This is a genomic window from Halococcus sp. AFM35 (genome assembly GCF_051195015.1).
Taxonomy (GTDB): domain Archaea; phylum Halobacteriota; class Halobacteria; order Halobacteriales; family Halococcaceae; genus Halococcus.
This window is the reverse complement of record NZ_JBNTJU010000047.1, coordinates 1-12,140: the sequence shown is the minus strand read 5'-3', so window position 1 is coordinate 12,140 and position 12,140 is coordinate 1. Positions and strand designations below refer to the sequence as shown.

The window sequence follows — 12,140 nt, the reverse complement described above, 5'->3', positions numbered from 1 at the left end:
CTGTGAGGTCAAAGAAGTTCTCGGTACTTTTCAGATCAAAAACATTTTGTCAATTCTGTAGGGGTGTCGAAAGTGGGATACTACTACGAAGCGGTTGCAATGGACAAAGCCACCGAACAGGGAACACTTCTTGCCGACGAAATGAACGGGGAGGACTTGTCAATCGCCCACGGTGCGCCGTTGCGCCTACGTCTCCGGACACAGCTGGGCTACAAGATGGCGAAATGGGTCACCCGAATCGAGTTCGTCGAGGACTTCGACGACATCGGCCACGGGCAGGGCGGCTGGCGCGACGATGTGCTCAACTACTTCCCCAACAGTGCCGATATCTGACCGCTATTCTGGGAGAGCGTGGATCCGTCGATCCAACCTCACATGGAGGGTTTGGGTTCGTCATCCGTGAGCAGGACTGACTGGGATAGTGGGGCTGTCTCTACTGATAGTGGACCGTCACAACCGACGGATTACTTCCGGAGCGTGGTCGGTGACGTGCTGAGTGACTGGGATCCGATTTATTTCGTCTTGGTCATGGCGACTGGGATCGTTTCCATCGCCACTCATCTACTCGACCTTCGTCCCGTCGGCACGGTGCTGTTTGGGTTCAACGTGCTCGCGTACATCGTGATAAGTGCGTTTACGCTCGCGCAAATCGGGCGTGATCCGTATTCCGCCGTTCGTGATCTGGTCAACTATGATCGTGCGGTCGGCTCGTTCACCGCGATTGCAGGGACCTGCGTGCTGGGGAGCCAGTTCATCGTCTTCGACGTTTCGATAGCGATCGCAACGGGGTTGTTCGTCGTTGGTGGAGGACTGTGGTTCGTCCTCGTGTACGCCGTCTTCATGGGTCTGACCGTCCGTGATGTCGACCAACCCATTGATGAGGCGATTGATGGAAGCTGGCTACTCGCGGTCGTTGCAACGCAGTCGGTAGCAGTGTTGTCAGGAATGCTCGCTTCGGCGTATCCATCGATGAAACAAGAGTTACTGCTCGTTGCGCTTGGATTATACTCGGTCGGTGGGATGTTGTATCTGATATTGATTACACTCGTGTTCTACCGGATGACGTTTTTTGCGTTCGATCCACGATCAGCGACACCACCGTACTGGATCAATACGGGGGCGGTGGCGATCACGACACTAGCAGGTGCCATACTCGTGCTCGCCAGTGGCGACTGGGGTTTTCTCACTGATCTCCGACCATTCTTGGTCGGGTTTACGTTCTTCTATTGGATGACGGGGACGTGGTGGATTCCGTTGCTCGTCGCGCTGGGTGTCTGGCGACACACGATCGGCGGACTCGCCCTCCCCCATACGCCCGAGGGATACGATCCGAGCTACTGGGGGATGGTGTTCCCACTCGGAATGTACACGGCGAGCACCTTCCGGCTGGCGGAGGCAGCTGGACTCACAATGATCGGCATCATCGCGCGATATTTCGTCTATGTAGCGGTACTCGCATGGCTACTGGTAGCCGTTGGTCTGCTTCGGCGTTCGTTCGTCCGGGTATCGCACGTTCATAGGTAGTATGTGGATTTGAGAAGGCAAACCTAGTGCTTACGGACATCTACACCGAAGTAAACACGGATGGCAATTGAGACGACCGTCTCCTCGATCAAGCAGTTAACCCCGGACGTGAAGGAATTCACCCTCGAAGCTGACGATCACGTTTTCGACTACGAACCGGGTCAACACGCTCGCATTCGATACGAAGAGGACGTTGATGGAAAAGGACAGGAACGCCCCTACACGGCGACCAACCTTCCGGGAACGGACCATCTCACGCTCGCGATCAAGCACTACGAGAACGGGGCCGCCTCGACGTACATGCACGAACGCACCGAAGGCGACGGAGTTCGGATCGAAGAACCCGCGGGCGGACTCACGCTTGACGATCCCGATCGGGATGTGGTGTTCGTTTCGACTGGCGTCGGAATCACGCCCATGCTCGCGATGCTTCGCCAGTATCTCCGCGACGGGACCGGCGAGGCGTATTTCTTCTTCGGCGAACAGGACCGGGACCACCTCATCTATCGAGAAACGCTCGATCGACTCGACAGCGAGCACGAGAACATGCACCTCGTGTACTCGGTGACCGACCCCGACGAGGACTGGAGTGGTCCGACGGGCAATGTTCAGGAGTACCTCGACGAGTATCTCGATACGTTCGACCGGAAGGACTTCTACGTCTGCGGGGTGCCCCAGATGGTCGTGGATACGAAGCAACTCCTGATCGGCAAGAACATCTCGACGGACCACATTTTCAGCGAAGGCTGGGAGGAAGGCGTTCTCCAGCCGAAGGCGGACCGACTCTCGGTCTATGAGGGCCTCGGAGGGATGGAGGCGGTCCGGTCGGTTGTCAGTCGTATGTACGATCACATCTTTCAAGACGAGCGCCTCGCACCGTATTTCGAGGGGACGGACATGGATTCGTTAGTAACCAACCAGAGCAGGTTCATCGCAATGCTGCTCGGCGGGCCGGAATATCATCATCACATCCCTGAAACGCACGCACACATGGAGCTTCGGGATGAACACTACGATGCAGTGTTGGCCCACCTTCGAACATCGCTCAAAGAACACGATATCAGCAATCAGAATATTTCTCGGCTCATGGCCCAACTCGAACAGTATCGTCCAAGTACTGTTACGGCTTGAGGGCGTCCTTCGAGAGTTACCGTATATGAAAGATTATTGTTATCATTGACCGACAGAGTTACTGTCGGTCGAAGACTTTTGCCAGAAAGGTTCTGTCGGCCGTTTCGCTATCCTTCGATTTCTCTGTCTGGAAGACGTAACGACGTTCGACCGACAGTATAACTGACCGGCATTAGCCGGTGAGAATACGTTCGGGCATATGTTTAGGGTGCTGGCGTCGCAACGGTTCCGTATCATCGATGTCGGTCATTACGTATCTCCTCGGGACACGACGCAGTGAGTGCTCGCAGACGACCACCGATCGCCGTGATCACGTCGACGGCTGCTTGAGGGAAACCGCCGCGAAAGGGACGGCCGTCGTCGGCAGCATCGCCGAGCGCGTGCATGCAGGGAGCAAGCACGTCCAGGACCGATACGACCTCGACACGGAAGGTTTCGACGTCGCGGAACTCCGCGACTGGACCGCCGGACGGTTGCTCGACCGGTGCGAGCCGACTCCCACGGACGAACGGCCTGACGACCCCTTGCTGCGGACGCTCCGTTCGCTCGAAGACGGACTTGCCGACTACGCGGCGGACGAGGACCGAGTGCTGCGCAACGCGCTACTCGAAGCGACCCTTGAAGAGTACGGCCTGACCGCCGACCGACGGACTGCTCGGCCTCGTGGGTCGGCGATCGACCGATACGGACTCGACGCCGACCGCCTCAGCGAACAGGTCCGCGAGACGCTCCAGAACGGAGGTCATCCCATGGGGCGCGGACACGATCAGGGACTCGAACCCGCGATTGACGCCGCCCGAGGTGAGGGTAACGCCGAATCGCTCCTGGCATCCGCCGGACCGTTGCTCACAGTTCTTGCGACGATAGTTGCGCGACGGGACGCGGGCGGAGCGGGGTTCGATAGTGGATCCGACGCCGTTCGGACGGCGCTCACCGCTATCGAATGGATACTGGGTCGATATGGGGAGCACTCAAGCGATGCGGATGGTTCAGGGGATCCCGAGGACGGCGACGGCTCCGAGCGGTCCGCGTCCGGTGAATCTCGGTGGACGATCACGCGGGCGCTGCAAGCGTTGTTCGTTGCGAACCTGGTCGCGATGGGTCTCGGGGCGATAGCGTCCTATCGCAACGCACCACCGATCCCGGAAGCGGTCTCTGGCCCCGGCGGCGAGGTCATCGTCACCGACGAGGCGGTACGCGCGGGAAAGAAGGTCTTCCAGTCCGCGGGCCTGATGGATCATGGGTCGATTCTCGGGAACGGCGGCTACTTCGGCGTCGATCTGACCGCCGACGCCTTGGCGCTCAAGACCGATGCAATGCGCGATTTCTACGCCCGCGAGCGTGCCGCAAAGCCCTTCGACGCACTCGATGACGACGGGCAGGCTGCCGTCGCGGCTCAGGTCCAACGCGAGCTTGACGCGACGAGCGGGCCCGATGCGGAATACTCGGCGGCCGAATCCCACGCCCACCGACAGGTTTGCGAGGAATACGTCGAGAGATATCACGAGGGTGATCTCGACCGGGGAATCCCGACGGAGTTCCTCGATTCCGCGGAACAGGCTCGACGGCTCGCGGACTTCGCGCTCTGGACGGCGTGGATCTCTCACGCGAATCGTCCGGGATCGAAGCACTCCTATACGAACGATTGGCCCTATGCGCCCGCAAGCGGGAACCGCCCGCCCACGCAGTCGGTGGTCTGGAGCGCGATCAGCGTCATCCTGCTGGTCGCCGGAGGCGGGGCCGGCGTGTGGGCCTATCGGGTGCTCGATCTTGCCGAGCCGATCACCGGGGCAATCGACGTGCCCGCGCCCGACGAGGTCTCGGTCACACCCGCCCAGCGTGCCGCCGCGCGATACGTGCCGGTCGCTGGCGGGCTTTTCGCACTCCAGACCATCATTGGAGGACTGCTCGCACACTACCACGTCGAGCGGACGGGCTTTTACGGGATCTTCGAAGCGTTGGGGATCGACATCGTTTCGCTGGTTCCCTTTGCGGCTGGTCGCACTTGGCACGTCAACTTGGCAGTGCTCTGGATCTCGACACTCTGGCTCGGAGGTGGCCTGTTCCTCCCGGGACTGTTCGCCGATCGGGATCCACCCTTCCAGTCGGCGGGCGTCACAGGCCTGCTGGGTGCGCTCGTGATCGCCATCGTCGGGGCCTTCGTCGGCGTCTGGCTCGGCATCCAGGGTCGCTTCGACCCGTTGTCCGGGGAAAAGTGGTGGTGGTTCGGCAACGAAGGGCTAGAATACCTCGAAGCCGGCCGGCTCTGGAAACTCATGTTGCTCGCGGGTTTTGCCGGCTGGACGGGGTTGGTCGCCCGCGGAGCGAAGGCCGGTTCGCTGTTCGAGGGCGAATCGCGGTCCGAACTCGGTCACCTGCTGGTGTACGCGGGTGGATCCATTGCGCTCCTGTTCGCCGCGAGCATGCTCTATCGCCCGGAGACGAACGTAGCGATCACGGAGTTCTGGCGCTGGTGGGTCGTCCACATGTGGGTCGAGGGGGTCTTCGAGTTCTTCATGATCGCGGTCGTCTCGATCGCGCTGGTCGCGATGGGCCTCTTGGAGCAAAGCGAGGCCGAGCGGGCGATTCTCTTCGAGGTGTTTGCGATCATGGGTGCGGGCATCGTTGGCGTCTCCCATCACTACTGGTGGGTTGGGCTACCCGACCTGTGGGTGCCGGTTGGCACGACCTTTTCGACGCTGGAGTTCGTGCCGGTAATCTTCGTGCTCTACCGCGCGTTAGGCGAATACCGCTCACTCGCCGCTCAGGACGAGGAGTTCCCGTACACGCTGCCCTTTCTCTTCATCGTCGGCGCGACCATCTGGAACTTTGTCGGTGCTGGAGTACTGGGATTTTTCCTCAACCTCCCGCTACTCAACTACTACGAGCACGGGACCTATCTCACCCTCGCCCACTCACACGCTGCGACGTTCGGAGCGTTCGGACTGCTGGCGCTCGGTCTCGGAGTCTATATCCTCCGAGTGGTGACTCCCGAGGCAGCCTGGGATCCGACATGGTTCCACCGATCGTTCTGGTTGTCGAACGTCGGTCTCGCGACGATGGTCGTCGGCTCCCTGCTGCCGGTTGGCTTCCTGCAACTCGAAGCCATCTACGAGGAGGGCTTCGCCGCCGCGCGGGACCTCGAGTTCTACGAGCGTCCGCTCGTCCAGAAACTCTCCTGGGCGCGTCTCCCCGGCGACGGGCTGGTGATCGCTGGTGCGCTCGCATACGCCGGTACGGCAACCGCTCACCTCCGTCGGACGGGCAACGATGAGTCACGAGCGTCTTCGGCCTGACCGTAGCTCCGACACGTTCGTCAGCGAAACAGCTGGCACGCCAACAAGTAACACTGCCGAAACACCCTGCATGAATGGGTAATCCTCCGCAAACTTATCGAGACGCTTCGCAACGAACGTGGGATGCCCGTACACGAGACGGTGCTGTCTCTGCTGGTAACGTGGAGTCGGCAGGGATGAACCCCTTAGCCATATCGTTTTGAGACGCGAGATGATCTTGCCAATTCAGGCCTCTCTTGGGTAGCGTAGCGGAACCAGGTCACGAAGGTTATGGCATCCTCCTGATCAGGAGATTTCGGCTTCCTGATAGATAGCTTACTACTATTCCTAGATGTGGCGAACATCATCGGCGGAATAGATATTCATGTTCCTAATGAAGGACCACGTATGAGTACCGACCCTGCTACGAATGGAACTCAGGAACTCGATGTCCGAACAATTGACGGCGAACCATTCAGCGACATCATAGCAGCGCTTGAAAGGCTCGATGAAAACGAGACGCTCGTTCTCGTCAACAGTTTCGAGCCTGAACCTCTCTACAACGTTCTCGAGCAACGGGGATATATCTATGAGACAATACATGCTGAAGACGACGAGTGGCGCGTATCGATCACGCATGCCTGACCGAACACCTTCGGGAAAACGACTTGGGTTTCCAAGAGAGTACGAGCAAGCGCATGTCGGAACAGACGCTCGATCTTCGTGATATCCCGGCTCCAGAACGCCATCCGAAGATCCACGACGCGTTCGCGGGGCTGAATAGCGGTGAGACGCTGACGCTGGTCAACGATCACGATCCGAAGCCGCTATTCTACGAGATGCAGGCTGAGGTCCCTGAATTCGACGCGGAGGGGTACGATGTCGAAGAGCGTGCCAAGAACGAGTTCGTTGCGACGCTTCCAAAGAAGTAATCGGCTTGCCGACTAGTCCGGTTTCGTGTCCGCCAACGGGATTTGAGCAGTTTCGATGGGCTACGGATCCGGATCCCAGATGACAGTGATGACACCGAGTTCCGTTTCGATCGTCTCGTACTCGTACCCACGATCGGTGAGTTTCGGATACAGGTGTTGTGGAGCACGATCGTTCAACTGTATCAATACGGTTTCATCATCCAGTTCGACGAGCCGTTCGAGAGTATTCTGGAGGGGTTGTGGTGGGGGAAGTTCACGGGCGTCCATGGTCTCTCGCGCTCGGTCCGGTGGCGCTTCAGTGTCCGTCACGTACTCTTCCATGGCGGGCATGGTTTCGTTGATGGACTACACTTGCACGAATATTTTCCCGAAGATGTTCAGAGTCAGTCGTCGGTATCGGTCCTTAGAAAGAATTTGATTCCATTCTGACTCCGACATCTCCGAACACGTTCGGGAATTTGTTTTCCCGTCCACGAGGCGAAGACCGAATATGGCGAGCGTTTCCCACAACGATGCCGAACCGATTACCGATCGTATGCACGATAACTCGTGGTCGGCGAATCTCGAAAAACCTCACCACGCGGACGATAGAGCGTTGATTACTGAGCAGGCTATCGACGCAATCGACCATACGGTCCCGGGCAACCACGTGAACCTGGTCACGCATGGGAATCACGGCCATCCGCGGGAGTACCTTTTCGAAGCACTCGCCGACGAATACGGTGACGACATCGAGTGGAGCTACGTCGAACAGTGTGGCTGTGGTGGCCACGTCACCCGCGTCCACGTCTAATCGATGGCGACGAATCCACGGGAGATCGATACCACCCAACGACCGTTCGTCCTCATCTGGGAGGTAACGCAGGCGTGTGACCTCGCCTGCAAACACTGTCGAGCGGACGCGCATCCGCAGCGACATCCGGACGAACTCACGACAGCGGAGGGCAAGCAGCTTCTGGATGATGTAGGCTCTTTCGGCGACGGACAACTCGTCGTGTTGTCCGGTGGCGATCCGCTCGCCCGCGATGACACCGTCGAACTCGTCGACTACGGCACGGACAACGGGCTTCAAATGACGCTCACTCCGAGTGGAACGACGTCGCTCACCACCGACCGGATCCGGACACTGGCTGACGCTGGCCTTCGCCGGATGGCCCTGAGTATCGATGGTGGCTCAGCCACGTCTCACGACGAGTTCCGGCAGGAACGGGGGAGCTTCGAGCAAACGCTGCAAGCAGCACGCGACGCTCAAGCGGCTGGACTACCGATACAGATCAACACGACCGTCTGCGCAGAAACCGTCGACGAACTACCGGCCATTCGGGATCTCGTTGCAGACCTCGGTGCTGTGCTCTGGTCGGTGTTTTTCCTCGTTCCGGTTGGTCGCGGGCGTGTCCTCGATCCGATTTCACCCGATTGTGCAGAACGGGTCATGGAATGGCTGTGTACCGTCAGTAATGACTCACCGTTCGGAATCAAGACGACCGAGGCACCCCACTATCGACGTGTTGCAATTGAACGAGGGAATGGCAATCAAGCTATGAGGAAGCCAGAAGCAGACGGGATTGGCCGGCGGCTCGGCATCACTGCCGGGAATGGCTTCGCATTCATCGATCACACTGGAGAAGTCTACCCATCGGGCTTCTTACCCGAAACAGCCGGAAACGTCAAACACGAGAATATCGTCGACGTGTACCGGGAGTCGGATCTGTTCCAGAGGCTTCGTGACCCCGACGCGCTCCGGGGGAAGTGTGAAGCGTGCGAGTATCAACATGTCTGCGGCGGGAGCCGGTCCCGGGCGTACGCATACACTGGTGATCCACTGGCAAGTGATCCGCTCTGTGCGTACAGACCGGATGGGTACGATGGAACGCTTCCCGAACAGCAATTCACCACCTGATAGACTACTTATCGATGACCCAAAGTGCCGAGAACACCGTTCAAAGCCGTCAGAATCACCAATCAGGACGAGCAGTGGAACCGGACTTCTCACGAGAGCGAGCTATCGAGCACATTCACGCTCACGCAGAACGGATCAAACAGCGGGAACTCGACACAGTCTTCGCGAAGCTGGAAAATCAGGGAGAGCTCGCTGAATCGCAGCGTGAGATCATCGCCGACATGGCGGACACGCTCGTTGCTGAGTTGATGGCTCCGCCGACGCAGTCGCTTCGAAACGCTCGGTCCTCGGACCGGTCTGACGTCCAGACGGCGCTGGAGTTGTTTGATCCGGATTTGCTATCAAATGGGGGACAACAGTGACGGCTTCCTAGTTGACTCTATTCAGGTAGCAGATTTCCCATACGTAAGCCTTCATAGCTACTTCAAAGGGTGTGATGAACGAAATCAGGTATTCGGAGCGATTTCGCCGTTCGTGAGATAACACTGTGGGTCAGGCGCGAACAGGTCGTCGTGAACGGCGAGCGCCCGGAGGCGCGACGCTCCGCGACAGATGTTCTGATACTGGCACCGAGCACACTGGCCTGATAGTCGCTGCTCTCGGTTACGTAATGCCGTTAACAGGGGATTCGATTCGTCCTCCCAGATAGCGCTGAATGGGCGGTCACGAACGTTTCCGAGGCTATAATCCTGCCAGAACTGTGTGAGATGGACATTGCCCTGATAGTCGACATCAGCGACGCGCTCGCCGGTCGGATCGCCCCCGTTCCGGCGGAGGTAATCGTATATCCGTTCTGCTTTGGCCTCACTCAGATGCTGACGCGCGTATTCGACGAGATAGGCAGCATCCGCGTAGTTACCGACAAGCAGCGTCTCTATCTCGTCGTTTTGGTTGTGATACCTTCGAGTGAGGTCACAGAGTTGCTTCACGGCGGCCCGCTTCTCTTCGGGAGGAAGGTCGAGGTCGACGATGTCCGCACCACGGCCACCGTAGTCGAGATGATAGAAGCAGAACCGATTGACGCCTTCGTCATGGAGGAGGTCAACGACGCCGGAGAGATCAGCCGCGTTCTGCTTGGTGATCGTGTACCGGAGCCCAGTCTTGAGTCCAGCGTCGAGACACGCTCTAATCCCGCGAACAGCAGCCTCGAATGCGCCGTCCTGTCCACGAAATGCATCGTTTCGTTCGGGGAGTCCATCGACCGAGATTCCAGCATACTTGAGCCCCGCCTTGCGCAGATCCTGCGCGATTTCGGTGGTGATGAGCGTACCGTTCGTCGAGAGAACGGGACGAATGTCTCTCGAATCGGCATATCTGATTAGTTCGGTCAGATCATCGCGGACGAGGGGTTCTCCACCAGAGAACAACACCACCGGAACCGAATACTCGGCAAGATCATCCAGTAATCGTTTGCCTTCCTCGGTGGTAAGTTCGCCTTCGGCAGTTTCGGTATCGGCAGCCGCGTAGCAGTGAGAGCAATAGAGATTACATTGCTTGGTGAGATTCCAGACAACGACCGGCCGATGCTGCTTGTTCTCGGTAATTTGTGGTTTCGAGGATTCACTGGCAGCATCGTATCGAAGCCCGTCGCCCTCTGCGTCGAGATCACAGAGGAGTTTACTGATCGAAATCACGCTTCGTGGCTTCGCTCTTCGCTATCTATATCGGGGCTGACTGAGTCAGCTTGTGCATCGAGCGTATGGGTAGAATACCGCCGAACGTCGGATGCTGGACACAGCCAAATATCGGTAGCATACCAATCAAACAGCTTTGTCGCCTGTATGTGAGCAACATCGGCTGTTGGAGCGGAAACACTGCCTGCATGCCGTAGTGAGTCGTCCGTATCATCTCGGATAAAAATCTCCCACTCCTGTTCGACCGCATCGCGTGGCTGATCACCAACACGATACCGCTTCGATTTATCAACCATAGTCGTGGATGCGGGCGGTGTCGCAAACATCCTTCTCCCGATGATGTTCGGATGGAGCTAGTGGTGTTGGTTTTGCTCTACTGGCGGCAACTGAGCCTGTTTCGCGATTGAGTCGTCAATTGAGAGTCGCATCGTTATCTCTGATGGTAATCGCTCAGTTACGTCGAAGCCGATATTGTCGTATACGGTTATCGCCCGTCGGTTCCCCGATGCGACGGTCAGCGTGAGCGCTTTGTGGCCCCTGTCGTCAGCATGTGCGATGAGGTGTTTGATCAGTTCAGTCCCGACTCCTCTATTTTGGTAGGTCTGATGAACAAATACGACGAACCCCGGTTCATCGCCATCCAGAGGAGCAGCTGCGATATGCCCAATGATATCGTCACAATCGACCGCAACGAGATTCCAGCCGTTCGAGGTGAGATGAGCGAGCCATTCTTTGATTCGTTCACTTGATGATGGCGGAAGTCCAAGCGTCCGACTGTACGTGTCGATGTCTTCGTACATTTCCACTAATACTTTCCAGTGGTCTGGCTCGTAAGGCTTGATCAGTAATGCCGTTCCCTCCGTATCGAAAAATCGCGGACATCGCGGAGGACAGTATTCTGTCCCCTTACAGTCGGTGTAATCCCAAGCATTGCAGACAGCACCTGTGTCCTTGGAATTTCGGGTCATATTGGTGCTCAGTTACATAGGAACTAAGACGATATTGCGAACATCTTCGGGCTGGGCAATGGTTTCAACGAGTGAGCGATATTCTACCCACGCGGTTCTATCGACAAGCGCCGAGTTCCGAACCTGTTCGGGAAACACTTGAATCGAGAGAGGCCTTAAGCAAAAACGACAACGATGACGCCGACACCGACCGACCTCGAAACACACGGGGTACCCGCCGATGTCGACCCTGAGAACTGGAGCCTCTCGGTGACGGGTGCCGTTGAGCGGCCGTTGGAACTAGATCAGACGGATTTCCACTCGCTCGATCACCGGAGTACCGTCACAGATTTCGCGTGCGTCGAAGGTTGGACGGCAAAGGATCTGGTCTGGGAGGGAGTTCGGGTCGGCGATCTCCTCACGGAGGCACGTCCAGCATCTGACGCGGCGTTCGGTCTCGCAGGGGCTATGGATGGCGACTACGCCTGTTCGTTTACCCTCAATAGATTGAAAAATTGCTTACTCGCCACCCGGCTCGACCGGGAGATCCTCCCAACCGAACACGGCGGACCGGCACGACTCGTGCCTCTCGAAGAACAAAAGGACTGCTGGGAACACGTTAAGTGGGTTTCGCAGATCGAGCTCTACAGACGGGAACCGACTGAAGCCGACACTGCTCATGACCTCGCACTCTCACGGAACGGGTGAAGTGAAACAGACTCAGTACCTCACAATGCTCTCGGTTGACTGCTCTTGAGACGTGAATTCGAGGGAGATGCTGATGTCGAGCAGTTGCT

Annotated in this window: 13 protein-coding genes and 2 pseudogenes; 11 read left to right on the top strand and 4 right to left on the bottom strand. The window is 57.9% G+C overall.

From position 1 onward, the window contains the following. Window positions 1–48: 48 nt before the first annotated feature. The 7 genes and pseudogenes from ACQUQO_RS17095 to ACQUQO_RS17065 form a co-directional block, all read left to right on the top strand. Window positions 49–333, top strand: a pseudogene (locus tag ACQUQO_RS17095) (molybdopterin-dependent oxidoreductase); the annotation flags it as partial. Window positions 334–375: 42 nt separating this feature from the next. Next, the gene (locus ACQUQO_RS17090; protein WP_435079685.1) at window positions 376–1,524 is read left to right on the top strand and encodes a tellurite resistance/C4-dicarboxylate transporter family protein; all 1,149 of its coding nucleotides are present in this window, start codon (window positions 376–378) and stop codon (window positions 1,522–1,524) included. A gap of 60 nt (window positions 1,525–1,584) precedes the next feature. Beyond that, window positions 1,585–2,655 (top strand): FAD-binding oxidoreductase, encoded by a 1,071-nt coding sequence (locus ACQUQO_RS17085; protein WP_435079683.1) that lies wholly within the window; start codon window positions 1,585–1,587, stop codon window positions 2,653–2,655. A 326-nt stretch (window positions 2,656–2,981) separates the two neighbouring features. Further along, complete coding sequence (locus ACQUQO_RS17080; RefSeq protein ID WP_435079681.1) at window positions 2,982–5,951, top strand: nitric-oxide reductase large subunit; 2,970 nt, start codon at window positions 2,982–2,984, stop codon at window positions 5,949–5,951. 13 nt (window positions 5,952–5,964) lie between these two features. Continuing rightward, window positions 5,965–6,128: pseudogene (locus ACQUQO_RS17075) on the top strand (IS66 family transposase); the annotation flags it as partial. A 210-nt stretch (window positions 6,129–6,338) separates the two neighbouring features. Continuing rightward, window positions 6,339–6,575, top strand: coding sequence for a DUF2249 domain-containing protein (locus ACQUQO_RS17070; RefSeq protein WP_435079680.1), 237 nt, complete (start codon window positions 6,339–6,341; stop codon window positions 6,573–6,575). Between the two features lie 53 nt (window positions 6,576–6,628). Further along, complete coding sequence (locus tag ACQUQO_RS17065) at window positions 6,629–6,862, top strand: DUF2249 domain-containing protein (protein ID WP_435079678.1); 234 nt, start codon at window positions 6,629–6,631, stop codon at window positions 6,860–6,862. 60 nt (window positions 6,863–6,922) lie between these two features. Here ACQUQO_RS17065 and ACQUQO_RS17060 read toward each other — a convergent pair whose 3' ends face one another. Continuing rightward, the gene (locus ACQUQO_RS17060; protein ID WP_435079676.1) at window positions 6,923–7,192 is read right to left on the bottom strand and encodes a DUF2249 domain-containing protein; all 270 of its coding nucleotides are present in this window, start codon (window positions 7,190–7,192) and stop codon (window positions 6,923–6,925) included. 160 nt (window positions 7,193–7,352) lie between these two features. Between ACQUQO_RS17060 and ACQUQO_RS17055 the strand changes: the two genes are divergently transcribed. Genes ACQUQO_RS17055 through ACQUQO_RS17045 form a run of 3 tightly spaced genes read left to right on the top strand, consistent with a single transcriptional unit; the run spans window position 7,353 to window position 9,124 of the window. Next, window positions 7,353–7,655, top strand: coding sequence for a CGCGG family putative rSAM-modified RiPP protein (locus tag ACQUQO_RS17055; protein WP_435079674.1), 303 nt, complete (start codon window positions 7,353–7,355; stop codon window positions 7,653–7,655). A gap of 3 nt (window positions 7,656–7,658) precedes the next feature. Next, complete coding sequence (locus tag ACQUQO_RS17050; RefSeq protein WP_435079672.1) at window positions 7,659–8,762, top strand: TIGR04053 family radical SAM/SPASM domain-containing protein; 1,104 nt, start codon at window positions 7,659–7,661, stop codon at window positions 8,760–8,762. 14 nt (window positions 8,763–8,776) lie between these two features. After that, complete coding sequence (locus ACQUQO_RS17045) at window positions 8,777–9,124, top strand: glutamyl-tRNA reductase (protein ID WP_435079670.1); 348 nt, start codon at window positions 8,777–8,779, stop codon at window positions 9,122–9,124. A gap of 84 nt (window positions 9,125–9,208) precedes the next feature. Here the strand turns inward: ACQUQO_RS17045 and ACQUQO_RS17040 are convergent, their stop codons facing one another. From ACQUQO_RS17040 to ACQUQO_RS17030, 3 genes are read right to left on the bottom strand one after another with little or no spacing between them, the layout of a single operon-like run. Next, complete coding sequence (locus tag ACQUQO_RS17040; RefSeq protein WP_435079668.1) at window positions 9,209–10,396, bottom strand: TIGR04347 family pseudo-SAM/SPASM protein; 1,188 nt, start codon at window positions 10,394–10,396, stop codon at window positions 9,209–9,211. After that, window positions 10,393–10,692, bottom strand: a complete 300-nt coding sequence (locus tag ACQUQO_RS17035; protein ID WP_435079666.1) for an Htur_1727 family rSAM-partnered candidate RiPP — start codon at window positions 10,690–10,692, stop codon at window positions 10,393–10,395. The genes ACQUQO_RS17040 and ACQUQO_RS17035 overlap by 4 nt, the downstream gene beginning before the upstream one ends. A gap of 57 nt (window positions 10,693–10,749) precedes the next feature. Continuing rightward, window positions 10,750–11,364: a GNAT family N-acetyltransferase gene (locus ACQUQO_RS17030; RefSeq protein WP_435079664.1), complete on the bottom strand. Its 615-nt coding sequence runs from the start codon at window positions 11,362–11,364 to the stop codon at window positions 10,750–10,752. 174 nt (window positions 11,365–11,538) lie between these two features. Here ACQUQO_RS17030 and ACQUQO_RS17025 point away from each other — a divergent pair, with 174 nt between their 5' ends. Further along, window positions 11,539–12,051 (top strand): molybdopterin-dependent oxidoreductase, encoded by a 513-nt coding sequence (locus ACQUQO_RS17025; RefSeq protein WP_435079662.1) that lies wholly within the window; start codon window positions 11,539–11,541, stop codon window positions 12,049–12,051. The last annotated feature ends 89 nt before the right edge of the window (window positions 12,052–12,140 follow it).